The sequence below is a fragment of the Acidovorax sp. GW821-FHT10A04 genome, assembly GCF_059415825.1.
In genome coordinates this window covers 290,808-315,102 of the sequence record NZ_JBWKNZ010000006.1, presented here as the reverse complement: position 1 = coordinate 315,102, position 24,295 = coordinate 290,808, and the positions used below count along the sequence as shown (strand labels likewise).

The window sequence follows — 24,295 nt, the reverse complement described above, 5'->3', positions numbered from 1 at the left end:
AGGAGCGGTTGGCGCGTGGTGCAGTCGGGTGGGAGGGGGCGTCAGCCGGCCAGCGCGGCGCGCACGCCGGCGAAGTCCGCCACCTTGCCCCCGTGCCTGGCGGCCCAGGCATCGGCCTGCTCCTTGAGCAGGAAGGCATCGACCTCGCCCTTGGCGCCCAGCACGAACCAGGCATCGGCCGCGAGCAGCTTGTTGCCGCTGTTGCGGTCCTGGGCGTAGACCACGCGGGCCTTCTTGCCGGCCTTTTCCAGCCTGTTCAGGTCACCCAGGGCATTCTCGGGCGAGGCGTAGTGCCGCACCAGCGGTTCGCCGGCCACCCAGACCTGGGCCACGCGGGCCACGTCGGTGATGGGCTTGCCGGTCACGGCGTCCTTGGCCACCAGCGGTGCGCGGGCGTAGTTCTTGAGCTGGCGGTCGTAGTCGAGGCCCGCCTCCTTGAAGGCCGTGCGGATGTAGCCGTCCTGGACGAAGGCCTCGGCATCGATGTCGTTGTCGGTGCGCTTGAGCAGGCGCAAGGTCTCCAGCGAGGTCTTCACCGCCTGGCGGTACTCGGGCTTCCAGCTCAGGTCGCGCGTCTGCAGGCCCAGCGGGCCGTGGAACAGGTAGTTGACCTCGGCCTCGATGCCGGTGACCTTGGCGATCAGCTCGCTGTATTTTTCGGGTTCGGCGGCCACCAGGCGATCGGCCTCGAGCGCGGCACGCAGGTAGGCGGCGACGATCTCGGGGTACTTCTTGGCATAGTCCTCATCGACCAGGCTGCCATGGAAAGTGGGCGCATTCGCCTGCGAGCCATCGTAGATCTTGCGTGCGAAGCCGCGGTAGGGGAACAGCTCGGCGAAGGGCACGAAGTCCGCGTGCGCCTCGACCTTGCCGGCCTGCAGCGCCGGGCCTGCCACCTCGGGCGCCTGGGTGGTGATGGTGACATCCTTGAGCGGATCCCAGCCCTGCGCCTGGATGGCGCGCAGCAGCATGCCGTGCGAGGTCGACGCGAAGGGCACCGAGATGGTCCGGCCCTTGAGCTCGGCGAGCGACTGCACCTTGGAATCCTTGGGCACGACGATGCCGTTGCCGCTGCCGGTGGTGCTGCCGGAGAGCACCGTGATGAAGATGCTCTTCTTGCCCGCCTTCTGGAAGGCCGCGCCGTTGAAGCTGCCCGGAAAATCGGCCATGGAGCCCAGGTCGAGCTTGCCTGCCACCATTTCATTGGTCAGCGGTGCGCCGGAGGTGAAGTTCTTCCACTCGATCTGGTACTGCGCGTCCTTGTACTTGCCGGTGCGTGGCAGGTATTTCTCCAGCAGCTTGAGCTCACGGATCAGCAGGCCACCGGTGGCGCAGTTGATCGTGGTGTCCTGCGTGCCGATGGCGATGCGGATGGTCTCGGCCTGGGCAGCCGGAAAGGCCAGCGCCAGGGCAAGGGTTGCGCCCCACAGGGCCAGGGATTGTGCGTTTCTCATCGTGGTTTCCTCCGGTTGGATAGACAGGGCTGCTGCCTCGAACAGGTTCTCAGCGCAGCAGATACGGGATATCGACCGTGACGGCCCCGGTGGGGCAGTCCTTTTCGCAGGGCATGCAGTACCAGCACTCGTCGAATTTCATGAAGGCCTTGCCTTTGCTGAGATCGATGGCGAGCACGTCGAGCGGGCAGACGTCGACGCAGACGGTGCAGCCCTTGTGGGCAATGCACTTGTCCTCGTCCACGCGCACGGGCACGCTGGTGGGGTTGAAGGCGAGTGGCATGGGGTCTTCTTGGGGTGTTGGGGGTGGTCAGGTCTCGGCCGTTTCACGCGCCGTGGCGGGCACGCGCAGGTGCTGGTAGGCCGACATCTCGTGGGCATCCAGCGGCACGATGTAGGGATCGATCGGCCGCTTGAAGCTCACCATGGCCTCGCCCTGCTTTTGCAGCTGCGTGTGGCAGAACCAGTCGCGGTCGTTGCGCTCGGGGAAGTCCACGCGGTGGTGGTACAGACCCCAGCGGCTCTCGGTGCGGTACAGCGAGGCGCGTGCGGCCATCTCGGCGCAGTCGCGGATGGCGTGCACCTCCATGGCGCGCATCAGCTCATGCGGCCCGGGGGCGCTGAGCTGTTCCAGGTCCTCGTGGATCTGCTCGAAACGCGCCAGCCCGATCTCCATCTTGCGTGTCACCTTGGGCGGCTGCAGGTAGTCGTTGACCATGCGGCGCAGCTTGTATTCGACCTGCGCGGGCGGCAGGCCGCCGCTGCCCCGCAGCAGGGGCGCAGTGACACGCGCATGCTCGCGCGCGACCTGCCCGGCATCGAGGGCGGGCAGTTCGGTCTCGGCGCAATGGCGCGCAGCGCTTTCCCCGGCGAGCCTGCCGTAGACGAAGGCGCCGAGCATGTAGTTGTGCGGCACGCAGGCCAGGTCGCCTGCCGCATGCAGGCCCGCCACGGTGGTGCGCGCGTGTTCGTCCACCCACACCCCCGAGGCCGAGTGGCCGCTGCACAGGCCGATCTCGGAGATGTGCATCTCCACCATCTGCGCGCGGTAGTCGGTGCCGCGCCCGGCATGGAAGCGGCCCCGGCTCGGGCGTTCGTTGGTGTGCAGAATGTGCTCGATGGTGGCGATGGTCTCCTCGGCCAGGTGGTTCAGCTTGAGGAAGACGGGGCCGTTGCCGCCCTGCAGTTCGTTGTAGAACTCCATCATCATCTGGCCGCTCCAGTAGTCGCACTCGATGAAGCGATCGCCCTTGTTGTTGGTGGTGTGGCCACCGAAGGGGCCGGTCACGTAGGCGCAGGCGGGGCCGTTGTAGTCCTTGATCAGCGGGTTGATCTGGAAGCACTCGATGCCCGAGAGCTCGGCGCCCGCGTGGTAGGCCATGCTGTAGCCGTCGCCGGCATTGGTCGGGTTCTCGTAGGTGCCGAAGAGGTAGCCCGAGGCCGGCAGCCCCAGCCGCCCGGCGGCGCCGGTGGCCAGCACCACAGCCTTGGCGCGGACCACGTGGAACTCGGCCGTGCGGCAGTCGAAGGCCATGGCGCCGGCAATGCTGCCGTCGGCCGCCGTGAGCAGGCGCGTGACCACCAGGCGCTGCGTCATCTCCACCCGTGCGCGCTTGAGCCGCCGGTAGAGCACGTTCTTGATGTTGTGGCCCTCGGGCATGGGCAGCACGTAGGTGCCCATGTGGTGCACCTTGCGCATCGCGTAGTCGCCGGTCTCGTCCTTCTCGAACTTCACGCCCCAGCGGTCGAGCTCTTCGATCATCGCGTAGCTGTTGCGCGCATAGGCCATGACCGTCTTCTGGTTGACGATGCCGTCGTTGGCCGTGGTGATTTCCTTCACATACTGCTCGGGGGTGGCGAACCCCGGCACCACCGCATTGTTCAGGCCGTCCATCCCCATCGAGATGGCGCCGCTGCGCTTGACGTTCGCCTTCTCCAGCAAGAGCACTTCGAGCGCGGGATTGGCCTCCTTGGCCTTGACGGCGGCCATCGGGCCGGCCGTGCCGCCGCCGATGACCAGCACGTCCACGGTGCGGGTAATGGTGTTCATGGGGTGGCCTTTGCAGGGTGGTTGCGGTCGGGGGCCGGCGGCGTGCGCGCAATGCGCAGGCGGTGCTGGAAGGCGTCGCCGCGGAAGTACAGGTCTTCGAAATCCAGCGGCGTGCCATTGGCGGTGTGGGTCAGGCGCTCCACATGCAGCACGGCCGTGCCCTCGGGCACGCTCAGTGCCCGCGCCAGGACTTCGTCGGACAGCATGGCCTCGATCTGCAGGTCGGCGTGGCCGAGCGCGATGCCGTAGTCGTTCTCCAGGATCAGGAAGATGTCGCGCCCGGCCAGGTCCGCCTGGCGCAGGCGCTCGCCGATGGCGTGCGGGAGATAGGTCACTTCATAGGACACGGGCGCCCGGTTGAGGTTGCGCACGCGCTTGATCTGCGCCACGGGCGAACCCTCGGTGAGACCCAGGCGCTGGGCGACGCGCGGTGAGGCGGGCACGGTCTTGTGGCTCGTGACCTGGTTGCGGATTTCGTAGCCCATGCGCACCATGGCCTCGGCGAAGCCTTCAAGCTGGCCCAGGTGCTGGAAGGCCTTGGGCTTGGTGACGAAGGTGCCCTTGCCCGGGATCTTGAAGATCAGGTTCTCGCGCTGCAGGTCGCTCAGCGCCTGGCGCACCGTGATGCGGCTGACCTGGAACAGCGCCACCATGTCGCTCTCCGAGGGGAGCTGGGCATGGGGTGCGTAGGTGCCATCGAGGATGCGCTCGCGCAAGGTTTCGCGCACCTGCGTATAGAGGGGAACGGGCGAAAAGGCGATCGGTGCGAGGACCTTGGCTGAAGACATTGGCTGACTTGTTATGACCAGTTGGGTTGGGTCTGATGCTAGCCAGCGATGCTTCTTCGGTTAAATAACCAAAACGTGCTTCTATATTTGAAAAATGCTGAGTGTGCGGATGGCCCGCATCGGCATTGGCATCGCGCAGGCCCGCGCGCCATGCCGGTTGTCCAAACCCGTGGCACCGGCCTTGATGCGCGCGGGGTGATCCGCCCCGAACACGTCTCTCTCTCAGGCGGCAGTAGACTTTTGTCAAACCACACCTGGAGTGACTGTGGAACGCTATGTCGCTTTTCTGCGGGGCGTCAGCCCCATGAACTGCAAGATGCCAGAACTCAAGCGCTGCTTCGAGGCGGCTGGCTTTTGCGATGTGAAGACCCTGCTGTCCAGCGGAAACGTGGCCTTTTCTGCAAAGCCCGACATCGTTCCCGTCCTGGAGGGCGCGGCAGAGGCCGCAATGGAGGCGCACCTTGGACGGATTTTTCAAACCATTGTCCGTCCGTCTTCCTTCCTTGGGCGGCTGTTGGGGCGGGAGCCGTTCGCGGATTTCAAGCTCTCCGCCAATGCGAAACCGGTCATTACCTTTCTTCGCAAGCCCTGCGACGCAGAGATCGCGCTTCCGCTAGGGCCAGCGCACGCCCGCATCCTCAAGCTCGAGCACACGGAAGTGTTTTCAGCCTATGTTCCCGACGAGAAAGGCGCTGCGCTCGGGGCCCTCCTCGAGAGAAAATTCGGCAAGGCCATCACGACCAGAACGCTGGAAACGGTGCGAAAGTGCGCTGCCTCTTAGCGGTGGTGTGGAGCGAACCGATAAACTCGGCTGCGCTGGCTCCAGGTCCGCGAGGGCGTGGTGCAGGGCCAGTGTGCCACCGGTGTTGACGTCGGCCGGAGACGCTTTGGGTCCGCGATGTCGCTCCACACAAGGGTTCCCGGCATGGCCAGATCGAACAAGCGCCTCGTCGAGCAGCCTCCTTTACCTGCCTCCCATTTCGCAGCGCAGACGTCCGATGGAGTCGCGAAGGACCACCGGGTGGAGACCGCGCGCAGAAGGCGGGAAGAAATGCGGGCGCGCATCCTGGCCGCTACCCAGCGGGTGATGGTGCGGATCCGCGATGATGCCCCGGTGATCGAGGATGTCGTGCGAGAGGCCAAAATCTCCCGCGGGACGTTCTATACCTACTTCGACTCGTTGGACAAGGCCTGTCTGGCGGCCGGCCTTCAGGCGCAGGACCAGATGATGCGGGACATCGACCAGCTCCACAGCTGCCTGAAGGAGCCCTGGGCGCGTGCCGCCGTGGGGTTTCGCGTGTTCATGGTCCGTGCCTGGCAGGACCCGCTGTGGGCGTCGTTCGTGGTGCGGCTGGATACCTGGCAGTGCGAGTCGCGGCTGGGCAAGAGCATCCTGCGCGATCTTGAGGACGGCAAAGCGGCTGGCTATTTCCATTTCCAGGATGCGATAGCGGCCACCGAGTTCGTGCTGGGCGCTTCCGCCAACACCGTGCAGGCCTGCCGGCGCGGTGTTGCCGACCTGCAGCGGTACATGGAGACTGCACAGCACATGCTGTTCCTCTCGCTGGGTGCCTCGGCGGAGCTGGCCGATCGTGCCGTGGCGTTTTCCCAAAAGCATCTTGAGGCGTGGGAGTCTGGCGAGCTGCAGGCGTGGTTGCCGCTGAAGGCTGACTAGCAGACCGGGCCGGTTGCGCCGCGGCATTCGCTGCAGGCGGTGCATTCCCGCGCGGGCGCCTGGCCCGCGACACGCATGCTGTCGCCTGGCTGCCGTGCGCCTGCGGCGGATGACATTTCGTCAATTTGACCCAAGGTATCTCTCGATGGTGGCTGCACCGGTCCCTTCGCATACTTCGTGCATTCGCCACGTCGCTCGCTGCGACAGGCTCTGCAAGAGACCGATTCATGAAATTGCTACGACATGGCCCCGCAGGCCAGGAGAAACCCGGTGCCCTGGATGCCGATGGGCAGGCACGCGACCTGTCGCTGTTGGTGGCCGACTTCACCCCCGACTGGCTGGCACCTGAGAAGCTGCAGGCCCTGGCTGCGATCGACCTGGCGCGCATGCCCCTGGTCCCCAGGGGCACGCGATTCGGCACGCCTGTTGCCGGAACACGCCAGTTCATCGCCATCGGGCTGAACTACCGAAAGCACGCGCTCGAGGCGGGCATGGAGATCCCCAAGGAGCCGGTGATTTTTTCGAAGGCGATCACTTCGCTGTCCGGGCCCGACGACGACGTCACGCTGCCCCCGGGTGCCGAGACCGGTGACTGGGAGATCGAACTCGGTCTCGTGATCGGCCGCACCGCGCGCCAGGTCCCGGTCGACAGGGCACTGGAGCATGTCGCCGGATACTGCCTCGCCAACGATGTGTCGGAACGCGACTGGCAGACAAAGCGCGGGGGCACCTGGAGCAAGGGCAAGAGCTTCGACGGCTTCGGCCCGATCGGGCCCTGGCTGGTGACCCCGGACGAGCTGGAGGGCCTGCAGGGCATCCCGCTGGAGCTGCAGGTCAACGGCCAGGTGCGCCAGCGCAGCAGCACGGCGGACATGATCTTCTCCGTGGCCGAGATCGTCTCCCACCTCAGCCAGTTCATGACCTTGTTGCCAGGCGATGTGGTGATCACCGGCACGCCGGAAGGAGTGGGGCTGGGGACGAAACCGGAACCGGTGTTTCTCCAGCGCGGCGACGTGATGACCCTGAGCGCAGGGCCCCTCGGCACCCAGCGCCAGCGTGTCATCTGAACCAGGAGCAATGCACACCATGTCCACCCCAATTCGCCCGCAGAGCTTCGCGCATGTCGTCTACCGAACCTACCAGTTCCAGCGCATGCTCGACTGGTATGTCGCCGTGTTCAACGGCGAGGTGCAGTACCAGAGCCCGGTGATCGCCTTCGTCACCTACGACCACGAACACCACCGCGTTGCGCTGCTCAACCTGGGGATCATCAAGGGCGAGGGCGAGTCCGGTGCGCGCTCTCCACGTGGCCAGCCCGGCATGGACCACGTCGCCTACGGCTACCGCGATCTGACCGAGCTGCTGGACAAGTACGAGGAGCTCAAGGGCAAAGGTGTGATGCCCTACTGGTGCATCCACCATGGGATCACCATCTCGCTGTACTACGCGGACCCCGACGGCAACCAGATGGAGTTCCAGGCCGATTGCTTTGACGACAACGATGCGGCCAATGCCTTCATGGATGGGCCGCATTTCGAGACCAATCCGATTGGCGTCGAGTTCGACCCCGAGGAACTCCTGGCAAAGCTGCGCGCGGGAGCGCCGGCATCCGACTTTCTGCCCCGGCGTGTGCAGCTCCCGGTGTCGGACATCCGCGGATCGCTGATGGGCTGACGCCGAGCCACCGATCTCTCTTTTCTCTTCTTTCGCTGCCACGCCCCTGCGGTCTTGCCGGGGCAGCGGTGGCCGAGGGCGCACTGCGCCACTGACTGGACTCCCGTGAAGCCCCTTCCATTGGCATCGGCCCTGTGCCGGGTCGTCCTGTTCGCCGGCATGGCGGCCTGTTCGGCCCCTGCGCTGGCGCAGGACACCTATCCTTCGCGCCCGATCACCCTTGTCGTGCCTTTTGCCGCCGGTGGTGCTGCCGATACGGCACTGCGGGCTTTCCAGCCCGCGCTGCAGCGCAGCCTGGGCCAACCCGTGGTGATCTCCAACCGGGCGGGCGCTGGCGGTGCCATCGGTGCCACGGCCGTGGCCAACAGCAAGGCCGACGGCTACACGCTGCTGTTCACCTTCTCGACCCTGGCCACCCTGCCCGAGCAGGCGATCTTGAACCGGCAGACGCCGCCGTTCACGCTCGAGCAACTGCTTCCCGTGGCGCGCATCACATCGGACCCGGTGGCCATCGTAGTCCGTGCCGACAGTCCCTACCGCTCGGCGGCCGAATTGATCGCGGCGGCCAAGGCGAAGCCCGGTGAAGTCACCTACGCCTCCAGCGGGAACTACGGTCCGAGCCACATTCCCGCCGCCATCCTGGCCGATGCGGCCGGCGCCAGGTTCAACCACATTCCCTATACCGGTGGCGCGCCCATGATCACCTCCCTGCTGGGCGGCCAGGTGGATTTCGCGGTGTTCAGCCGCTCGCTGATCTCCGCGCAGGTGGAGTCCGGCAAGCTCCGCTACCTTGCGAGCTACGGCACGGAGCGGTGGACACGGGCCCCTGTTCCCGCGTCGTTGGCAGAGGCGGGCCTGCGCATCGACTATGTCAACTGGCTTGGCGTCTTTGCGCCCTCGCAGACCCCGCCCGAGGTCGTTCGGCGCCTGCAACAGGCACTGCGCGGGGCCGCCGCCGACGCGACCTTCGCCGACACCTACAGCAAGAGCGGCGGCATGGTCACCTACCTGGATGGGCCGGAGTTCCAGCAGTACTGGTCTGCCGAGATCCAGCAGGCCAGGGACATCATCCGCAAGATCGGCAAGGTCGAATGAAGCACGCCCGCACCGGCTGACGCCCGTGCTGCCGCACCACCCCTCAACCATTTCAGGAAATCCATGCAAGCCATCGACGTCGCCATCCTCGTGGGCAGTCTGCGCCGCGAATCCATCAACCGCAAGCTGGCCGACGCGCTCGTGCGCCTCGCCCCGGAGAACCTCCGGTTTCGCCATGTCGCGCTCGACGAGCTGCCGATGTACAACGGTGACCTGGAGGCCAACCGGCCCGAAGCGGTGAACCACTTCACACGCGAGTGTGCGCGGGCCGATGCCTTTTTGTTCGTGATGCCGGAGTTCAACCGGTCGCTGCCCGCAGTGCTCAAGAATGCCATCGACTGGGGTTCCAAGCCGATGGATCGCAACGTGTGGCGCGACAAGCCGGTGGCCATGACGGGCACGTCGCCGGGTGCCATCGGCACCGCTGTCGGGCAGCAGCACCTGCGCCAGATCCTCGGCATCCTGGGCTCCAGCGTGCTGGGCGGAGAGGCCTATGTGTCTTTCAAGCCAGGATTGATCGACGCGGCCGGGGACATTGCCGTCGAGGACACGCGGGTGTTTCTGGCTGCCTACATGCAGCGGTTTTCGGCATTCGCCGCCAGGTTGGTCCCATGAACACCCATCCCCCTGTGGCCGCGGCAGACGCGCTCGACGAGGCGGCCTGCACACGCCTGTGCATTGACTTCGCCAACCACATCGATGCGCGCCGGTACGGCGCGTGGCTCGACCTGTTCACCGAGGATGGGGTGCTCGACCGCATGGGCACGCGGATGTGCGGCCGTGCCGAGCTGAAGCGCTTCCTGGATGCGCGGCCGGCCACGGTGGCGACCTGCCATCTGTGCACCAACATCCGCGTGGAGCGGGCATCGCACGACGAAGCCACCGGCTTTTGCTATGTGCTGTTCTTCAGCGGGGTGGCGGGCGAGGCAGGTGCAGCCGCCACGGCAGCAGGTGCGCCGTCTGTCGTGATCTACCGCGACCGGTATCGGCGCACGCCAGCCGGCTGGCGCATTGCCGAACGCCGCATCGAGATGGCGATGAAGCCCTGACCCACCCCTGCGTTCCGTTTCCCATGGAGTGACCACAGACATGCTGTTCATGCTTTACTGCACCGATGCGCCCAACCAGTCGGAACGCCGGGCGGCGCTGCGGCCCCAGCACAAGGCCCAGGTCGCCAAGGTGGCAGACCAGCTGGCGCTTGCAGGCCCGATATTCGCCGAGGATGGCGTCACCATGATCGGCAGCCTGGTCGTCGCCGATTTCCCGGACCGCGAAGCGCTGGACGCCTGGCTGCGCGACGAGCCTTACACGCAGCAGGGCGTCTACGGACAGGTTTCCATCCACCCGTTTCTCAATGTGTGGCCGCAGAAGGCGGGCGCTCCGCCGCGTGATCTGGGGCGCATCACCGCGTTCGCGCGCTGACACGCCCCTCTTGATGGCAGGCGGCTACTCTGCGCAGGCAAACGAAGCGGCCAGATTCACGTCGCCCGTGCCTTTGTACTTTGGCCACAGGGGATGGTCGCAAAGGGGCCGGGTCCGCCCGGGGACCCCTGTGGCGTCGGTGGTGATCTGGTTGCCGGGGGCGGTGCCGCCCTCGACCCAGCGCTCCAGGGCCGTCAGCGAGTCCCAGGTGGCATTGAAGGCCGTGCTCACCGCATGCCCGAGGCCGGGGACCTCGTAGTAGCGAGCGAAGCTGCGCACGCGCTCCGGGCCCATCTGGCTCTGAAGACGGCGGTAGTAGTCCTCCGTGGCGCGTGAACTGACCAGCACGTCGGCCAGGCCGTGCGCCAGCAGGAGTTTTCCTCCCTTCGCTGCGAAGGCCGAGATGTCGGTTGCGGTGTCCAGCTGGCGGCTGAGCTCGCTGATGCGGGGGCCCCAGGGGCCGGGGTTCTCGGGGTCCAGCAGCAGCGAGTTGAAGCTGGCGTCGCGCGTCACCGAGTACTTGATCCACTGGTCCACCAGCACGCTGATGTAGGGGGCTGTGCGGGGCACGGGCATGGCCGGCGCGGTGGTGCCCAGCGCGAGGAAGGTCACCGTGGGTTGCACGGGAGACGGGTTGGACGCGATGCCCAGGTCCGCCCCCCAGACGTTGTAGCCCGGGTAGCGTGTTTCGCCGCTGGCCAGCGGAAAATGGAAGACCGTGTCGGTGTTCATCACCTTGAGCGCGCGGATCTGCGCGTCGGACAGGCAGTTGTCACCGGTATCGGCGCCACCTGCGCAGCGCAGTGGCGCACCGCCCGCCGTGGCCAGCACCGGGTCGAAGCTGGCATTGCATTGCTTCTGGTTGCTGATCAGCCCGTCCTGGATGCCGTCGAGCGCGTCGCAGGCCTCCATGGCGGCCTTGTAGACGAGTGCCCGCTTGGGCACATTGGGGTAGGCGCCCGGCTGGGCCAGGGCGATGTTGCTGCGATGCCCACCCAGCAGTGCCGCCGCGTCGTTCCACGCCGGGTACCAGGCAATGGCACCGTCCCAGTCGGCTGGCCAGCGCTGGATGGCGGCGAGCGCTTCGCGGCCGCCCGTGGAGCCCCCTGCAAAGTACGATTTCTGTGGATGGGCGGCGTAGCGCGCCTTGACGATGTGCATGGCCGCGTCGCGCGTCTTCTTCAGCGCATCGCCGCCAAAATTGCGCACGGCTTCGTCGTTCAGGCCCCAGGTCCCGTCCTGCGATCCGTAGGCGTTGGCCTGGTGGCCCGAGTCACTGGCGAACGTGGTGTAGCCGCGGCCCAGAGGTGTCGGCTGGTCCAGGGGGCCGTTGGAGACATTGCCCCGCACGTTGGGAACCGAGCCGTTGAAGCCGCCGCCGCCAAACATCATGGCCTTGTTGTTCCAGGCCATGGGCAGCGCGACATTCAAGCGGATGTCGGGTGCCGCGGCGTCGACAGGGCCGATGCGTGCGGTGACCAGGCAATGGGCCGGTACCGTGGCGACGCCGCTGCCGCTCGCTTCGACTGGAGTGGCGGTGAGCACGCTGCCGCCCGATGTGGGCAGGTGGATGGCGGATGCCGGGATGGCCAGCCCCGCCAGCTTGTCGCAGGCCAGGGGTGCCGGCGCAGCGTCCGCCGAGCCATTGCCGCCGCAGGCAATCACCGCCGCGCTGGCGAGGGCCAGCACAGCCCACCGTCCGGGGGTATTGAGCGCATAGAACTGTCTCATGCTTGTCTCCTTGTGTTTTTGGATGGAATGCCGGGCAGCGCCTAGGGCCGCCGCCCGAGACGAGTCTCGATGGGCCAGACAGCCAGGGCAATGTGCGCGCCAGACACCTGGGATGCCCGGCGCATGTGCGCTGCCCACGGTGTCGGGCGCCGGGCCGCCGTCAGACAGCGGTGGCGACCTGCGTTTGCAAGCCCGCCTTGGCGAGTTCGTGCCGGTACTGCTCCCATCCCGAGGCGGGGACCATTTCCTGCGCACGGGACTGCACCTGCGGCAGCCTGCTGCGCACTAGCTCGGCGGCGTCGGGGCCGCCGCTGACATGGATGCCTTGGGTCATGGTGATGTGGGCGCTTTCGAAGCTGCCGGCGCCTGCCAGCAGGATCATGCGGGTGGGCGCATCGTCGGCCACCAGCGCGATCAGCCCCGGGCTGACCCGTTCGGGCGCCAGGCTGTCCAATGCGTCCTGCGGCAGCACGCCATGCGTCATCCCGGTGGCGGCGCTGGGCGCCAGGCAGTTGACCCGGATGCCGTGGCGTTCCCCCTCCAGCGCAAGCGTCTGCATGAGGCCGACCAGCGCCATCTTTGCCGCGCCGTAGTTGGCCTGCCCGAAGTTGCCGTACAGCCCCGAAGACGAGGTCGTCATGACGATGCGGCCATGGTCTTGCGCCCGCATGAGCTCCCACACCGCGCGGGTGCAGTGCACGGCCCCCATGAGGTGCACTTCCACCACCAGGCGAAAGTCGTCCAGCGACATCTTGGCGAACGACTTGTCGCGCAGGATGCCCGCGTTGTTCACCAGAATGTCGATCCGCCCCCACAGGCCGGCCGCCTTGTCGACCATGGCCTGCACCTGCTCCGGCTGGGTCACATCGGCGCCGTCCACCATGGCCTCGCCCCCGGACTGCAGGATCTCCGCGACCACGCGCTGGGCCGGGGAGCCGGTGCGCTCGGCACCCAGGTCGTTGACGACCACGCGTGCGCCATGGCGCGCCAGTTCCAGCGCGTGCGAGCGCCCCAGGCCACCGCCGGCTCCGGTCACGATGGCCACTTTGTTGTGCAACAGCTTGCTCATTGATGTTCCTCTCGCTTCGTTCAGATGAATCAGGTTTCTTCAGGGGCGCACGGGCTCAGATGGCCGTCGCGCTCGCGCCTTTGAGGCCGAGCATGGTCCGCGCCTCGGCGGGGCTGGCCACTTCCAGGGACAGCTCCTGCAGGATGCGCCGGATCTTGTGCACCTGGTCCGCGCAGGAGGTGGCCAGTTGCCCCTTGCCCAGGTACAGGCTGTCCTCCAGCCCCACCCGTACGTTGCCGCCCATGGCCGCCCCGATGGTGAGCAGCGGCATCTGGTGGCGCCCGGCGCCCAGCACCGAGAAGCGGTAGCCGTTGCGGCCGAACAGCCGGTCGGCCGTGGACTTCATCACGTACAGGTTCTCCGGGTCGGGCCCCAGCCCACCCAGGATGCCGAAGATGGCCTGGATGAACAAAGGCCCCTTCACCAGCCCTTCGTCCACAAAGTGGGCCAGGTTGTGCAGGTGGCCCACGTCATAGCACTCGAATTCGAAGCGGGTGCCGCAGTCCTCGCCCAGCACCTTCAGGATGTGCTTGATGTCGCGGAACGTGTTGCGAAAGATCAGGTCTTCCATGCCCTCGATGTAGGGCTTTTCCCAGCCATGGCGCCACTCGGAGATCTTGCGCGCTGCGGGGTGGATCGAGAAGTTCATGGAGCCCATGTTGAGCGAGCACATCTCCGGCTGGGCGAGCAGCGGATAGGCCAGCCGCTCCTGCAGCGTCATGCGCGTGCTGCCTCCGGTGGTGATGTTGATGACCGCATCCGTGGCGGCCTTGATGCGCGGCACGAACTGCGCGAACACGGCGGGGTCGGCGGTGGGGCTGCCGTCGGCGGGGTTGCGCGCATGCAGGTGCAGGATGGCCGCCCCAGCTTCGGCGGCGTCGATGGCTTGCCGGGCGATCTCATCGGGTGTCAGCGGCAGGTAGGGGGACATGCTGGGTGTGTGCACCGAGCCTGTCACGGCGCAGGAGATGATGACTTTGTTCAGGTGGTTGTCCATGGCGTTGCTCGGATAACGGGTCGCAAGGAGAGGTGGGGAAAGGAAACAGGGGGCGCAGGGCGCGCTCACACGGCCAGCCAGTCGGCCAGCAACTGCGCGTCGGACGACAGCTCTGCGGGCGTGCCTTCGAAGACGATGCGGCCATGTCCCATCACGCAGACGCGCGTGGACACCTTCAGGGCAATGGCCAGCTTCTGCTCAACCAGCACGACCGAGACACCGCGCCGGTGCATGTCGCGGATGCACTCGCCCACGGCGGTGACGATCTTGGGCGCCAGGCCCTCCGTGGGTTCGTCGACCAGCAGCACCAGCGGATTTCCCAGCAGCGACCGGCAGATCGTCAGCATCTGCTGCTCACCGCCCGAGAGGCTGGCCGCCTTGGTGTTGCGCCGCTCCTTCAGGCGCGGGAAGTAGTCGAACATCTGCCCGACCGTCCACTGCACTGCGCCCGGCACGGCGGGCTGTTCACCCATGTGCAGGTTTTCGTCCACGGTCAGGTTGCCGAAGACCTCGCGCTCTTCAGGCACGTAGCCCAGGCCTGCGCGGCAGATGGTGAATGGGCGCTGGCCCGTGATGTCGCGCCCCTGCAGGCGCACGGTGCCCGCAGTGGGGGGCACCAGTCCCATCAGCGCCTTCATGGTGGTGGAGCGGCCCGAGCCGTTGCGGCCCAGCAGGCTGACCACTTCATTGCGGCGCACGTCGAACGAGACGCCGTGCAGGATGTGGCTCTTGCCATAGTGCGCATGCAGCTGGTCCACGCCCAAAAGCGTTGCGTCCGGGCTCATGCCAGCACCTCCTCGCCGAGGTAGGCTTCCTTCACCGCGGCGTTGTCCCGGATCTCGTCGGGGGTGCCCGTGGCGATGACCTGGCCGTAGACCAGCACGCTGATGCGGTCGCTGATCGAGAAGACCACCTGCATGTCGTGCTCGACGATGAAGAGCGCGCGGCCCTGGGTCACCTCGCAGATCAGCTGCGCGGTGTAGTCGGTTTCCTCGTTGGACATGCCCGCCATGGGCTCGTCCAGCAGGATGACCTGGGGGTCCGAGGCCAGGGTCATGGCGATCTCGAGAGAGCGCTGCTCCGAGTACGAGAGTTCTGCCGCCATCATCCGTGCGCGTGACTGCAGGCGCACCCGTTCCAGCAGGTGTTCGGTCTGCTCGCGCACGCGCACGACGCTGTCGATGAATTTCCAGAACGTGTACTGCAGGCCATGCGAGCGCATGACGGCCAGCCGCAGGTTTTCGAACACCGTCAGCTTGGGAAAGATGTTGGTGATCTGGAACGAGCGTGACAGGCCCAGGCGATTGATCTCCTGGGGCGCCTTGCCCTGGATCTGCGCGCCGTCGAACACGATCTCGCCCGAGGTCGGTGTGAGGTTGCCCGAGATCAGATGGAACAAGGTGGATTTGCCCGCGCCGTTGGGGCCGATGAGGGCATGGCGCTCTCGGGGCCGCAGGTCCAGGTCCACGCCCCGGATGATCTCGGTCGGGCCGAAGGACTTCTTGAGGCCCCGAAGGGAGAGAATGGAGTCGGTCATGCGGGCTCCTGTGTGCGGGTGGTGATGGTGGAAGGTGCGGTGGCCGGGGTCGCGGGCGATGCAGCGGGGCTGTCGCCGCCCTGGCGCTCGTCCTGCAGCGTCCGCAGCTGCCTGCTGGCGACGAAGGCGAGCGCAATTCCTGCGAGCAGCAGCGCGAGCGGCACCAGCCAGGTGGTCAAGGCCAGGGGCACCCAATCCACGCCGAAGAGCGGGATGGCTGGCCAGGGCGCCGAGGGATCGGTGCCGAGCGAGGCACGGTAGTCGCGTGAGAACACGCGGCGAAGCATCTCCACCACGAAGGCCGTGCCACTGCCAAGCAGGACAGTCGCAGCTGTGAAGAGCGCGACCACGGGCGCGAGCCGCAACGGGCCGGCCCTGCGCCACAGCAACACCGATCCGCTCGCGAGCCCTGCCAGCCCCTGCGGCATGAACATCATGACCACCACGAAGACAATGCCCTGGTAGAGCAGCCAGGACTGGGTCAGGTCCGACACCGCGTAGCCGAAGAACGTCATCAGTGCTGCTCCCAGCGCCGGCCCGAGGAAGGTGCCCACGCCACCGATATAGGTGTTGAGCACGGCCGCCGCCGAGAGCGTGCTCTCGAACAGCACGTAGTTCGCCGCTTCGTTGTTGATGACCTGCAGGCCGCCCGCGATGCCCGAGAACATGGCCGACACCGTGAACACCAGAACGCTGAGCCGGTGCACGTCGTAGCCCAGGAAGGCCAGCCGGTGGCGGTTCTCGCGCAGGCCCAGGGCCAGCCGGCCCACGGGGGTGCGGGTGTACAGGTACAGCAGCAGCAGGGAGAGCAGCACCCAGGCCAGCGTCAGGTAGTAGACCTCGGCGGTGGAGCCGAAGCTGAGACCCAAGGAGGGCATGCGCATGCTGGAAACGCCGGCCTCGCCGCCGAAGACACCCTTGATGTGCGGGGCGATGGAGTGCAGCAGTTCTGCGATCGCCAGAGTGATCATGGCGAAGTAGGTGCCCGTGCGCTGGGTGGAGAACCAGCCCGCGATCACGCCCACCGCCAGCCCCCCCAGTGCGCCGGCCAGCGGCAGCAGCGGGGTCGGGACAATGCCGGCGCCCCCGACGGCGTTCATGGCGTGGACCGTGGCGAAAGCACCCACGCCGAAGTAGGCCGCGTGGCCGAACGACAGCATGCCGGCCTGGCCGCACACCACGTTGTAAGCCGAGGCGAACAGCGCCGCGATCAGCATCTGGATGGCTGCATTGAGCAGGCCCGCGGACAGCAGGTAGGGCAGGCCCGCCAGGATGGCGGCGCCCAGGCACAGGCTGCCAAGCAGGAGATGGCGTGTGGTCATGGCATCAGGCCTTTTCACCCAGGAGACCGGAGGGGCGCACCAGCAGCACGAGCAGCATGAGTGCGAAGGGCAGGGTGGCGGCAAGGCTGGAAAGCTTGAGCGTGAGCAGCCCGCCCACGCCCTCGGCCCAGCCGCGGACGCCGAACACCGCCAGCAGGTCGGCCAGGCTGGCATCGATGGCCACCGCGAGCGAGGTGATGGCGCCGATGAGAAGCGAGGCCAGCATGGCGCCCTCGAGCGAGCCCAGGCCGCCCACCACCACCACCACGAAGACCATCACGCCCAGCTCCAGGGCCATGTTGGGATTGGTGGTGTAGAAGGCGCCGGCCACCGCGCCGGCCAGGCCGGCCAGGGCCGCCCCCACGCCGAACACACCCATGAACACCAGGGGAACGTTGTGCCCCAGCGCTTCGGCCATGCGCGGCCGGTAGATGGCCGAGCGCACGACGATGCCCACCCGGGTGCGTGTGAGCAGCAGGTAGATCACCACGAACATGGCCACCGCCACCGCCCCCATGAACACCCGGTAGGCGGGATAGCTGGCCGCGCCGATGGAGAACGCCGCGAAGTCCAGCCCGTGGGGAAGGCGGTAGTTGACCGGGAAATTGCCGAAGAACAGCTTGATCAGCTCGGCGATGATGAAGGACAGGCCGAAAGTGAGCAGCAGCTCATGGGCATGGCCGTGGTGGTGCACGCGGCGCAGAAAGTACTTCTCCACCCCCACGCCCACCAGTCCGACCAGTACGGTGGCTGCAACTAGGGCCAGGGCGAAGCCCAGTACGTCGGTGAGGGCGTAGGCAAAGTACGCACCCAGCATGTAGAACGATGCGTGCGCGAAGTTGAGCACGCCCATCATCCCGAAGATGAGCGTGAGGCCGGCAGAGACCATGAACAGCAGCAGGCCGTAGATGGTTCCGTTCAGCAACGAAACGATGAAGGTGTCCATAGGAGTGTGTGGTTCGCGAGGAAAAAGGCGGACGAGCGCTACCCTGCAGCGGGCCGTGGGGCAGCCCGCCGGGGGGCTCGTGGGACGAAAAGAGCGAAGAGGGAAGGGGCGCCCGCTCCGGGGCGCCGGCCTATCAGGAGGGGCGTTGCATCTTGCAGCTGGCCTGGGCCGGCGTAGCCGCTTCCTGGGCCGAGAACAGCTTCACCGGCTTGAAGCCCATGTCGGTGTTGTCCACCTTGTAGCGGGCCTCCTTGGAGACCGTGGAAACGACCAGGGGCAGCAGGGCCTGGTGGTCGTCCGCACGCATGCTGATCTCGCCGTTCGGTGTCGAGATCTTCGTGGTCTCCAGTGCGCGAGCGAAGGCGTTCACGTTGAACTTGCCACCTTCGGGTTTCACGCGGCCCAGGGCATCGCCCACCATCAGCAGACCGAACACGGTCTGCGGGTCGGTGGCTACAGGCGCGCTGCCGGTCCTGGTGCGGTAGTCGTTGACGAACTTCTCACCTTCGGCCCCGCCGGCCTCGGCATTGAAGGTGTGCGCGATGAAGTGGCCGACGGCCAGGTCCCCGGCATTGGCGATGTTGCCTGGCTGGTCCAGGAAGATGGTGCCAAAGCGTGTCTTGAGGCCGGCGGCGCGCGTGGCCTTCATCAACAGCAGCAGGTCGTTGGACCAGTTGCCCGTGATCACGGTGTCGGCCTTGGCCGCCCCGATCTTGGCCACATAGGGGGCAAAGTCCTGGATGCGGTTGACGTCGTGCAGTGTTTTCTCGACCACTTCGTAGCCGCCCGGCGCTGCGTTGTCGACCGTGGCCTTCTCCATGTCCTGGCCCCAGGAGTAGTTCTGGTTGATCGCATAGACACGGCTGCCCAGGGCGCCTGCCGACTTCATCGCCTGCACGAGTGCCTTGGTGCGCACCTGGGCGTTGCCGCTGAACCGGAAATGGTGGAAGTGGCACTTTTCTCCGGTGAGTTCGAGCGCCTCGGCCCCGACGTTCAGGTAGACGATCTCCTTGCCCGGGTTGCGCAGGTTGTGCTTGCGCACGTCCTCGGTGAGCTGCCCGCCCACGGCGGACGAGGCCCCCTGCACGATGAGGTGCACGCCATCGGAAATCGCGGTCTTGAGCTTGTCGGCTGCGCCGGTGGGGCCACCCTGGTTGTCGTACTCCACCAGCTGGACGGGCTGGCCGTTCCAGCCGCCCAGGGCATTGATGCGGTCCACGGCATAGCGGGCCGCCGTCCGGTACATCAGGCCCGAAGCTGCCTGCGGACCCGAGAGCGTCTCGATCACGCCGATCTTGACGTTCTGTGCGGATGCGGTGCCGCTGGCCAACACGCCGGCCGCGGCAATGGCGGCAGCGCCGAGGGTGTGGTTGATCATCTTCATACGGTCTCCTTTTGTTGATATGGGCGTACCGGCAGCAGGTGCCTTACAGGTACTCGAGATTTCCGTCCACGCTGATCGCCTGGCCGGTGATGTTGCGGGCCGCAGGCGAGCTCAGGAACAGGGCGGTGGCCGCCACGTCCTGCGGTGTGACCATGCGGCGCAGCGAAATCTTGCGCAGGTATTCCTCGCGCATCGCATCCACGCTGATCCCGGCGCTGGAGGCTCTGGCTGCAATCACCCCCTCCATGCGCTCGCCCTCGACGGTGCCGGGCAAGATGGCGTTGACGCGCACCCCCGCAGGGCCGAGCTCGATGGCCAGCGACTTCATCAGGCCCACCACGGCCCACTTGGTCGAGGCATAGGGCGTGCGCAGGGCATAGCCCAGGCGTCCTGCCACCGAGCTCATGGCGACGATGCCGGGGCTGTGGGTGGACTTGCGCAGCAGCGGCACGGCGCGCCGCGCGAAGAGGAACTGGCTGTTCAGGTTCACGTCCACCGTGCGCTCCCACTGGTGGGCGCTGAGGTCTTCGATGGGACCCGTGGGGCCGGCGATGCCTGCGTTGTTGACCAGCACGTCCAGCCCGCCCATGCTGCCCAGCATGTCCTCGAAGACCAGGTCCACATCGCGTTCGACCGATGCATCGGCGACGCTGGCGGTGATGCCTGGCATGTCCGTGACCAGCCGGTCGATGGCGGAGCGATCAATGTCGCAGATGTGTACATGCGCGCCGGCTTCGCTGAAAGCGCGGGCGACGGCTGCCCCGATGCCGCTGGCGCCGGCGGTCACCAGTACGCGCAGGCCCGGTGCTGGGACCAGAGAATTCAGGATGCTCATAGGACAGGAAGCGGTTGCATTGCGGTGATTGCCGCCCAGCGCCTGCTGGCTGCGGCGAAGTGGTTGGTGGGGACGGGCTGGTGTTGCCCGCCTGGTGACCGAACTGTCCTGGAATGCGGGGGAGATATCTATGTGGGTTGCGCACATTCACGGCATGGGGTGAATGTGCGCGAACCACTTGGTAGAAACCCGCGATCGCCATGAAAAAGCGCTGCGGGTGGTTCGCCGAAGGCCCACACTCAAGGCTTGCTGGCGCCAATCGGTGCGCGCCACACGCTTTTGTCCAGCCCGTTGGAGAACCCGCGCATGACCCGTGCCGCAGACCTTGTCGAGACCGATGCGAGCGAGCGCATCAGTGAGGAGCTGATCCAGCTGCTGCACCGCGCCGGCTCCTCCGAGGAGCTTGCGGCCTGCCTGGCGCGCGTGGAGTCGCTTCCCGACGCAACGGCCCGCAAGCCAGACCTTCTGGAGCTGGTGCGCATGGCGATGGCCATTCGCAACCGCCTGGACGTGCAGCACCAGCGCGAGAGCGGGATGCTGGCCGTCATCGAGTCCGCGCGCGACCTCTCCAGCCGCCTGGACCTGCCCGAGCTGCTGGCCACGGTGGTGTCGCGTGCCCGCCGGCTCCTGGGGTCGCAGGTGGCTTGGCTGTCGGCCTACGACGCGGGCCTGGACGCCTTTCACGTGCTGACGGCCGATGGCGCGTTGTCGCGCGGCACCGGTGAGATGCTGGCGGGGCGCGACCTGGGCATCGTGAGCGTCGTGGTCCAGACCCGGCTGCCCTTCACTACCGCCGACTACCTGCATGACACCCGCTTCCCCCACGATCCGCAGCTGGACGTGACGTTTCGGGAGGAGGGCATTGCCGCGGTGGTCGGGGTGCCGCTGCTGTGGGAGGACGAGGTCATCGGCCTGCTCTTCGTGGCCGACCGGTACCACCGGACGCATACCGCGCACAACATCTCCATCCTCAGCACCCTGGCGACGCATGCGGCGGTGGCCATCAAGAACGCCATGGCGTTCGAGCAGACCCATGCGGCGCTGCGCAGTGCCGAGATGGCCCATGCGCAACTGGAGCGACATGCCCTGAGCGTGCAGGCTGCGGCCGAGGCGCATGACCAGATGACCACGCTGCTGGCCAAGGGCGCCACGCTGGCCACCATCTGCCAGTCGGTCGCGCAGATCATGGAGGGCGAGGTGCTGGTGCTCGACGAGGTCGGCCAGACCATCGGTCGGGGCGCAGCCGAGGGCTACCAGGGCCAGGGTGCCGGTGCGTACCGACCCCATGGAGAGCACAGCGACGCTCTGTCACGTGCGCTGGGTGACAGCCGCCGCATCGGTCGCTCGGTGGTGGCCTACGAAGCGCTGGGCGAGACCTGCCGCCTCATCACGGTGATCGGTGGCAACGATGTACTCGGAACGATGCTGCTGTTCAGCGGGGCGGCGCTGGATGAAGTGGCGATACGCACGTATGAGCGATGCGCGAGCATCGTGGGCATCGTGCTGCTGTCGCGAGAGCGCGCCGAGGCCTCGCAAAGCCGTGATCTGTCCAGCCTGCTGCGCAGCCTGCTGTCACCCCGCCAGGACGACCTTCACCTGCTCGGCGACCGTGCCGGGCGGTTCGGGGTGGACCTGTCGCGGCCCACGTCCCTGCTGTTGCTGGAAACACGCGCCCCCGAGACCGGGTACCTGGCACGGTGGCTGCGCTCCGCGCAGGTGCTGCCGCACATCCTCTTCGATGAAATCGATGGCGTGCTGACCGTGCTGTGTGCCACGACCCGCGCGGACGATGTCCGGCGCACCATCGACAGCGCGGCCCGGCAGCATTTCGGGGCGAGCTTCCTTGGCGTGGTCTCTCGCCCCATCGCGCAGCCTTCGGAGATCCCCGCACTCCACTCGTCGCTGCGCCGTGCGCTTCCGGTGATGGCCCGCGTGGGTATGCGCGGAGTGATCATCGGCCAGAACGAGATGGCGCTGTACTCCACGCTGTTCGAGACGCATGACCAGGCAAGCCTGCATGCCTATCTCCAGAGCACCATCGGCGCCCTCGTCGCCTATGACGAAAAGCGGGGCTCGGAGCTGGTGGCCACGCTGCTGGCCTACTTTGATTGCAACCAGAACGCCAAGGCCGCAGCCGAGCGGCTGGGCATCCATGTGAACACCATCCGGCAGAGGCTGGCGACCGCGGAAGGACTGGCCGGGCACTGGGGCAACGCGCTGCGTGCGCTGGAGATCCATGTGTCCTTGAGGCTCTGGGTCCTCAGTGGGCGCACGCAGGCCTGACCTGCGCGGGCAGTGCAGGGCAGGGCTTCACCGCAGGGCGAGCACCGCACCTGCCGCAAGCCGGTGCGATGGTGGTGAGCGAGCACGCGGGCTGGCGGCCCCTCAGCCCCAGGACAGTGCCGAGAGATCGTTGGCAAAGATCGGCGCGTCCTTCCACAGCCCGCGCAGGTTGCGCGCCGCCACGGTGATGAACTGCGGCTGGTAGAGGTAGGTGTGCACCGCGTCCTCGGCCAGCAGCCGCTGGGCGTCGCCCAGGTAGCGCTGGCGGTCCGCCGTGCGCAGGCTGTTCTTCGTCTTCTCGAAGATCTCGTTGAACTTGGCCGACTGGTAGCCCCAGTAGTACTCGGGCTTGGTGTAGTTCACCAGGTCGAAGGGCTCGACATGCAGGATCAGGGTGAGGTCGTAGTTCTTCTGGCCATAGGTTCCGCTGATCCACTGGGCCCACTCGACGTTCTGGATCTTGGCGATGATCCCGATCTTGGCGAGCTGGGCCGCGATCAGCTCGCCGCCCTGGCGCGCGTAGGGCGGTGGGGGCAGCACGAAGCTCAGTTCCAGCGGCGTCTTGACGCCGGCTTCCGCCAGCAGGCGCTTGGCCTTCTCGATGTCGAAGGGGTTTACGCCCGTGGTGTCCACGTAGCCGGGCGCGCCGGGCACATAGTGGCTTCCGATCGGTACGCCACGGCCATCCACGGCAGCGGAGATGACGGCCTTGCGGTCGATGGCCGATGCAATGGCCCGGCGCACGCGGACATCGTCCAGCGGCTTCCTGGCGTTGTTGAGGGCCAGGATGGTCTTGCCGCGCGAGGCATTGAAGACCACCTGGAAGCGCTTGTCCCGCTCGAACTGCGGCAGGGTGCGCGATACGGACGCGTGCGGAAACAGGTCCACGTCACCCGCCAGCAGGGAGGTGGTCTGCGCGGCCGGCTCGGAGATGAAGCGGAAGGTCACGCGCGGGATCTGCACTGCGTTGGCGTCGCGCCAGCCCGCCCATTTGGTCAGCGCGATCAGCGAGCCCTTGTTCCAGGCGCCCAACTGGTAGGGGCCCGTGCCCACGGGCCGGGTTTCGTTGGTGTCTGCGGTCTTGGGCTCGACGATGATGGCCGTGGCTTGCCCCAGCAGGAACAGCAGGTCGGGCTCGATGTCCTTGTTGAGCACGACCACGGTGTGCTCGTCGACCACGCGCGTCGTGAGGCCGCTGAAGAGGCGCCGGTCCTTGTTGGTGCTCTTCTCGCCGCCCGCGCGGTCGAACGAGAACTTCACGGCCTGCGCATTGAAGGGCTCTCCATTGTGGAACCTGATGCCCTTGCGCAGCCTGAAGGTGGTGGTCTTCAGATCGGGCGACACCTCCCAGCTCTCGGCCAGCAGGGGCTTGACGCTGCCGTCGGACTGGATCTTGGTGAGTGTCTCGAAGATGTTGTAGAGCACCACTTCGGCGATCTCCGCGCCCGCCTTGGCGGTCGGATCGAGCCCTGTGGGCTCCAGCGTCAGGCCGATCACGAGGCTGTCTTTCTTCTTCTGCGCAAATGCGCGGGGCACGGCCAGTGGGGTTGCGGCGGCTGCGGCGCCACTGGCCAGCAAGGTACGGCGTTTCAACAAGTTGGATTCCTGGGGAAGAGGGGACGTTCGATGTCGGGAATGCGCCGCTGCACACGGAGTGCAAGGGCACGCAAGTGCGCCGCATCATCTGCGAGGGGCGGGGCGCCGTGCAACCAGATGCTTATGACCGAATCGTCCGTGAGCGCGCATGCGGGCCCATGGCGATCGGTTGCCCCTGGAGCGCCGTGGCGGAACGCAGGTTTTCCACCTTTGCTTCCTCGGAATGGGTCTAAGAAGAAGAACCGTTGTGCCCCTTGCCGGCGTGGCGATCCGGCCGGGGGCGCATTGCCTACACCGCGCCCCGGTTCCGTAGTAGCATGGAAGCGCCGCAGCACCAGCGGCTTCCTCCCTCGTGACCATCACGAGTTCAAGCCCGCCTCCATACGGGCTTTTTTCCGTGCGGTGCAGGGCGGATCGGGCAGGCTGCCGACCTGCGG

23 protein-coding genes are annotated in these 24,295 nt (G+C 66.7%); 9 read left to right on the top strand and 14 right to left on the bottom strand.

Annotated elements, in window-relative coordinates; translation table 11 throughout:
- Window positions 1-41: 41 nt before the first annotated feature.
- From AC07PF_RS15555 to AC07PF_RS15540, 4 genes are read right to left on the bottom strand one after another with little or no spacing between them, the layout of a single operon-like run.
- A complete protein-coding gene (locus tag AC07PF_RS15555; RefSeq protein ID WP_494612487.1) occupies window positions 42-1,454 on the bottom strand; it encodes an ABC transporter substrate-binding protein in 1,413 nt (470 codons plus the stop codon).
- A gap of 49 nt (window positions 1,455-1,503) precedes the next feature.
- On the bottom strand, window positions 1,504-1,737 hold the full coding sequence (locus AC07PF_RS15550) for a 4Fe-4S dicluster domain-containing protein (protein ID WP_007856045.1): 234 nt from the start codon (window positions 1,735-1,737) through the stop codon (window positions 1,504-1,506).
- Window positions 1,738-1,764: 27 nt separating this feature from the next.
- Window positions 1,765-3,504: a fumarate reductase/succinate dehydrogenase flavoprotein subunit gene (locus AC07PF_RS15545; protein WP_494612486.1), complete on the bottom strand. Its 1,740-nt coding sequence runs from the start codon at window positions 3,502-3,504 to the stop codon at window positions 1,765-1,767.
- Window positions 3,501-4,292 carry a GntR family transcriptional regulator gene (locus AC07PF_RS15540; RefSeq protein WP_494612485.1) on the bottom strand — a complete coding sequence of 264 codons (792 nt, stop codon included), beginning with the start codon at window positions 4,290-4,292 and terminating at the stop codon, window positions 3,501-3,503. The genes AC07PF_RS15545 and AC07PF_RS15540 overlap by 4 nt, the downstream gene beginning before the upstream one ends.
- 265 nt (window positions 4,293-4,557) lie before the next feature.
- Here AC07PF_RS15540 and AC07PF_RS15535 point away from each other — a divergent pair, with 265 nt between their 5' ends.
- The 8 genes from AC07PF_RS15535 (at window position 4,558) to AC07PF_RS15500 (ending at window position 10,158) form a co-directional block, all read left to right on the top strand.
- A complete protein-coding gene (locus AC07PF_RS15535; protein ID WP_494612484.1) occupies window positions 4,558-5,073 on the top strand; it encodes a DUF1697 domain-containing protein in 516 nt (171 codons plus the stop codon).
- A 144-nt stretch (window positions 5,074-5,217) separates the two neighbouring features.
- Window positions 5,218-5,967: a hypothetical protein gene (locus AC07PF_RS15530; protein WP_494612483.1), complete on the top strand. Its 750-nt coding sequence runs from the start codon at window positions 5,218-5,220 to the stop codon at window positions 5,965-5,967.
- Window positions 5,968-6,194: 227 nt separating this feature from the next.
- The gene (locus tag AC07PF_RS15525; protein ID WP_494612482.1) at window positions 6,195-7,034 is read left to right on the top strand and encodes a fumarylacetoacetate hydrolase family protein; all 840 of its coding nucleotides are present in this window, start codon (window positions 6,195-6,197) and stop codon (window positions 7,032-7,034) included.
- Window positions 7,035-7,053: 19 nt separating this feature from the next.
- Window positions 7,054-7,641 (top strand): VOC family protein, encoded by a 588-nt coding sequence (locus AC07PF_RS15520; RefSeq protein WP_494612481.1) that lies wholly within the window; start codon window positions 7,054-7,056, stop codon window positions 7,639-7,641.
- 105 nt (window positions 7,642-7,746) lie between these two features.
- The gene (locus AC07PF_RS15515) at window positions 7,747-8,736 is read left to right on the top strand and encodes a Bug family tripartite tricarboxylate transporter substrate binding protein (RefSeq protein WP_494612480.1); all 990 of its coding nucleotides are present in this window, start codon (window positions 7,747-7,749) and stop codon (window positions 8,734-8,736) included.
- Window positions 8,737-8,799: 63 nt separating this feature from the next.
- Window positions 8,800-9,351, top strand: coding sequence for an NADPH-dependent FMN reductase (locus AC07PF_RS15510; RefSeq protein ID WP_007856057.1), 552 nt, complete (start codon window positions 8,800-8,802; stop codon window positions 9,349-9,351).
- A complete protein-coding gene (locus AC07PF_RS15505; RefSeq protein WP_494612479.1) occupies window positions 9,348-9,785 on the top strand; it encodes a nuclear transport factor 2 family protein in 438 nt (145 codons plus the stop codon). Before AC07PF_RS15510 ends, AC07PF_RS15505 begins: the two co-directional genes overlap by 4 nt.
- 40 nt (window positions 9,786-9,825) lie before the next feature.
- On the top strand, window positions 9,826-10,158 hold the full coding sequence (locus AC07PF_RS15500; protein WP_007856059.1) for a YciI family protein: 333 nt from the start codon (window positions 9,826-9,828) through the stop codon (window positions 10,156-10,158).
- A 24-nt stretch (window positions 10,159-10,182) separates the two neighbouring features.
- Here AC07PF_RS15500 and AC07PF_RS15495 read toward each other — a convergent pair whose 3' ends face one another.
- From AC07PF_RS15495 to AC07PF_RS15455, 9 genes are all read right to left on the bottom strand, one after another.
- The gene (locus AC07PF_RS15495; protein ID WP_494612478.1) at window positions 10,183-11,889 is read right to left on the bottom strand and encodes a tannase/feruloyl esterase family alpha/beta hydrolase; all 1,707 of its coding nucleotides are present in this window, start codon (window positions 11,887-11,889) and stop codon (window positions 10,183-10,185) included.
- Between the two features lie 160 nt (window positions 11,890-12,049).
- Window positions 12,050-12,958 carry an SDR family NAD(P)-dependent oxidoreductase gene (locus AC07PF_RS15490; protein ID WP_494612477.1) on the bottom strand — a complete coding sequence of 303 codons (909 nt, stop codon included), beginning with the start codon at window positions 12,956-12,958 and terminating at the stop codon, window positions 12,050-12,052.
- Window positions 12,959-13,013: 55 nt separating this feature from the next.
- Entirely contained in the window at window positions 13,014-13,955 is a 942-nt protein-coding gene (kce, locus tag AC07PF_RS15485; protein WP_494612476.1) for a 3,5-dioxohexanoate:acetyl-CoA acetone transferase, read from the bottom strand.
- 65 nt (window positions 13,956-14,020) lie between these two features.
- Window positions 14,021-14,740 (bottom strand): ABC transporter ATP-binding protein, encoded by a 720-nt coding sequence (locus AC07PF_RS15480; protein ID WP_494612475.1) that lies wholly within the window; start codon window positions 14,738-14,740, stop codon window positions 14,021-14,023.
- Window positions 14,737-15,492: an ABC transporter ATP-binding protein gene (locus AC07PF_RS15475; protein WP_007856064.1), complete on the bottom strand. Its 756-nt coding sequence runs from the start codon at window positions 15,490-15,492 to the stop codon at window positions 14,737-14,739. The genes AC07PF_RS15480 and AC07PF_RS15475 overlap by 4 nt, the downstream gene beginning before the upstream one ends.
- Window positions 15,489-16,814, bottom strand: coding sequence for a branched-chain amino acid ABC transporter permease (locus AC07PF_RS15470; RefSeq protein ID WP_494612474.1), 1,326 nt, complete (start codon window positions 16,812-16,814; stop codon window positions 15,489-15,491). Before AC07PF_RS15470 ends, AC07PF_RS15475 begins: the two co-directional genes overlap by 4 nt.
- Window positions 16,815-16,818: 4 nt before the next feature.
- Window positions 16,819-17,760 carry a branched-chain amino acid ABC transporter permease gene (locus AC07PF_RS15465; protein ID WP_494612473.1) on the bottom strand — a complete coding sequence of 314 codons (942 nt, stop codon included), beginning with the start codon at window positions 17,758-17,760 and terminating at the stop codon, window positions 16,819-16,821.
- A gap of 133 nt (window positions 17,761-17,893) precedes the next feature.
- Window positions 17,894-19,144 carry a branched-chain amino acid ABC transporter substrate-binding protein gene (locus AC07PF_RS15460; RefSeq protein WP_007856067.1) on the bottom strand — a complete coding sequence of 417 codons (1,251 nt, stop codon included), beginning with the start codon at window positions 19,142-19,144 and terminating at the stop codon, window positions 17,894-17,896.
- A 43-nt stretch (window positions 19,145-19,187) separates the two neighbouring features.
- Window positions 19,188-19,979, bottom strand: a complete 792-nt coding sequence (locus tag AC07PF_RS15455) for an SDR family oxidoreductase (RefSeq protein ID WP_494612472.1) — start codon at window positions 19,977-19,979, stop codon at window positions 19,188-19,190.
- Window positions 19,980-20,285: 306 nt separating this feature from the next.
- Between AC07PF_RS15455 and AC07PF_RS15450 the strand changes: the two genes are divergently transcribed.
- Window positions 20,286-22,262: a helix-turn-helix domain-containing protein gene (locus AC07PF_RS15450; protein WP_494612471.1), complete on the top strand. Its 1,977-nt coding sequence runs from the start codon at window positions 20,286-20,288 to the stop codon at window positions 22,260-22,262.
- A gap of 102 nt (window positions 22,263-22,364) precedes the next feature.
- Here the strand turns inward: AC07PF_RS15450 and AC07PF_RS15445 are convergent, their stop codons facing one another.
- Window positions 22,365-23,858 carry an ABC transporter substrate-binding protein gene (locus AC07PF_RS15445; RefSeq protein ID WP_494612470.1) on the bottom strand — a complete coding sequence of 498 codons (1,494 nt, stop codon included), beginning with the start codon at window positions 23,856-23,858 and terminating at the stop codon, window positions 22,365-22,367.
- Between the last annotated feature and the right edge of the window lie 437 nt (window positions 23,859-24,295).

Bases quoted from the DNA above. Each gene is read 5' to 3' on its own strand.
- AC07PF_RS15475 (WP_007856064.1), bottom strand. From the start codon at position 15,492: ATGACCGACTCCATTCTCTCCCTTCGGGGCCTCAAGAAGTCCTTCGGC.
- AC07PF_RS15495 (WP_494612478.1), bottom strand. From the start codon at position 11,889: ATGAGACAGTTCTATGCGCTCAATACCCCCGGACGGTGGGCTGTGCTG.
- AC07PF_RS15505 (WP_494612479.1), top strand. From the start codon at position 9,348: ATGAACACCCATCCCCCTGTGGCCGCGGCAGACGCGCTCGACGAGGCG.
- AC07PF_RS15555 (WP_494612487.1), bottom strand. From the start codon at position 1,454: ATGAGAAACGCACAATCCCTGGCCCTGTGGGGCGCAACCCTTGCCCTG.
- AC07PF_RS15460 (WP_007856067.1), bottom strand. From the start codon at position 19,144: ATGAAGATGATCAACCACACCCTCGGCGCTGCCGCCATTGCCGCGGCC.
- kce (WP_494612476.1), bottom strand. From the start codon at position 13,955: ATGGACAACCACCTGAACAAAGTCATCATCTCCTGCGCCGTGACAGGC.
- AC07PF_RS15455 (WP_494612472.1), bottom strand. From the start codon at position 19,979: ATGAGCATCCTGAATTCTCTGGTCCCAGCACCGGGCCTGCGCGTACTG.
- AC07PF_RS15465 (WP_494612473.1), bottom strand. From the start codon at position 17,760: ATGGACACCTTCATCGTTTCGTTGCTGAACGGAACCATCTACGGCCTG.
- AC07PF_RS15545 (WP_494612486.1), bottom strand. From the start codon at position 3,504: ATGAACACCATTACCCGCACCGTGGACGTGCTGGTCATCGGCGGCGGC.
- AC07PF_RS15520 (WP_494612481.1), top strand. From the start codon at position 7,054: ATGTCCACCCCAATTCGCCCGCAGAGCTTCGCGCATGTCGTCTACCGA.
- AC07PF_RS15470 (WP_494612474.1), bottom strand. From the start codon at position 16,814: ATGACCACACGCCATCTCCTGCTTGGCAGCCTGTGCCTGGGCGCCGCC.
- AC07PF_RS15550 (WP_007856045.1), bottom strand. From the start codon at position 1,737: ATGCCACTCGCCTTCAACCCCACCAGCGTGCCCGTGCGCGTGGACGAG.
- AC07PF_RS15540 (WP_494612485.1), bottom strand. From the start codon at position 4,292: ATGTCTTCAGCCAAGGTCCTCGCACCGATCGCCTTTTCGCCCGTTCCC.
- AC07PF_RS15480 (WP_494612475.1), bottom strand. From the start codon at position 14,740: ATGAGCCCGGACGCAACGCTTTTGGGCGTGGACCAGCTGCATGCGCAC.
- AC07PF_RS15525 (WP_494612482.1), top strand. From the start codon at position 6,195: ATGAAATTGCTACGACATGGCCCCGCAGGCCAGGAGAAACCCGGTGCC.
- AC07PF_RS15500 (WP_007856059.1), top strand. From the start codon at position 9,826: ATGCTGTTCATGCTTTACTGCACCGATGCGCCCAACCAGTCGGAACGC.
- AC07PF_RS15490 (WP_494612477.1), bottom strand. From the start codon at position 12,958: ATGAGCAAGCTGTTGCACAACAAAGTGGCCATCGTGACCGGAGCCGGC.
- AC07PF_RS15510 (WP_007856057.1), top strand. From the start codon at position 8,800: ATGCAAGCCATCGACGTCGCCATCCTCGTGGGCAGTCTGCGCCGCGAA.
- AC07PF_RS15450 (WP_494612471.1), top strand. From the start codon at position 20,286: ATGACCCGTGCCGCAGACCTTGTCGAGACCGATGCGAGCGAGCGCATC.
- AC07PF_RS15530 (WP_494612483.1), top strand. From the start codon at position 5,218: ATGGCCAGATCGAACAAGCGCCTCGTCGAGCAGCCTCCTTTACCTGCC.